The following is a 1225-nucleotide window of genomic DNA, read 5'->3' as shown; positions in this document are numbered from 1 at the left end:
AGATGTTGGAGCTTTCAATTTATGATGGTATACCGCACCTATTAACCCCAGTGGTAACCGATATGAAAGAGGCTGCGAATGCTCTGCGTTGGTGTGTTGCCGAAATGGAGCGCCGTTATAAGTTGATGGCTTCTTTGGGCGTTCGTAACATTGCAGGCTATAACCGAAAGGTTAAAGAAGCTATTGAGCGCGGCGAGCCCATGAAGGACCCTATCTGGGTGCCAGATTTACACCTAAGAAATGAAGAAAGTGACCGTCCGGATCTTGAGACTTTACCCTTTATAGTGGTAATTATTGATGAGTTTGCCGACATGATGATGATTGTTGGCAAGAAGGTCGAAGAGCTAATCGCGCGTATCGCACAAAAAGCAAGAGCCGCCGGTATCCACCTTATTCTCGCAACTCAGCGTCCCTCAGTTGACGTCATTACCGGTTTGATCAAAGCAAACGTTCCTACCCGTATATCCTTCCAGGTATCATCAAAGATCGACTCTAGAACCGTATTGGACCAGGGTGGAGCAGAGCAGCTCTTGGGTCACGGTGATATGCTATATATGCCACCAGGTAGTGGTGTGCCAATTCGTGTTCACGGTGCTTTTGTTGATGACCACGAAGTTCATAAGGTGGTTGAAGCATGGAAAGAACGCGGGCAACCTAATTATCTTGAAGAGGTTCTATCTGGTGGCGATAGCTCAGACCCCGCGGTAGCAGCCTTTGCAGAAGAAGGTGGTGGAGACAACGAACAAGATGCCTTGTTCGACCTGGCTGTAGCATTTGTTACGGAAACCAGAAGAGTATCTATCTCCTCAGTGCAGAGAAAGCTGAAGGTAGGCTATAACCGAGCTGCAAACCTGGTTGAAGCAATGGAGCAAGCTGGTGTTGTCAGTGCTGCCGGCCATAATGGATCTAGAGAAGTCCTCGCACCGCCTCCACCCAAGGACTAGAATCTATACTTTTCTGGTCGAGACAAGTTTTCTGAAGATATTCAGTAACCAGCGAATAGCTAAAAAGCCCCTTATCGAACTTACTATAGGGTAAGGGCTAATATTTGACCTTAGACCCAGATAGGATACAGTTATCTACTGTAACCCATGCTTTTCTAGGATCGCTTTTATTTCCCCCGACTCTTTGAGTTGTTTCAGACCATCGTTAAAATCATTGAGTTTTATTTGGTAGCCAGGCGAACTTCTTGAAAACATCAAGTATTGCGGATCTTTTTTTAGCG

At 46.2% G+C, this 1225-nt stretch carries 1 protein-coding gene; it reads left to right on the top strand.

Going from position 1 to position 1225, the window contains the following annotated elements:
- Positions 1 to 944: FtsK/SpoIIIE domain-containing protein (locus A3756_RS23595; RefSeq protein ID WP_255376536.1), on the top strand; the 944-nt coding region annotated here is incomplete at its 5' end.
- Between the last annotated feature and the right edge of the window lie 281 nt (positions 945 to 1225).

The sequence above is a fragment of the Oleiphilus sp. HI0086 genome (assembly GCF_001635225.1).
Note: the sequence above shows the minus strand (reverse complement) of the source record. Positions and strands in the feature narration are given on the sequence as shown.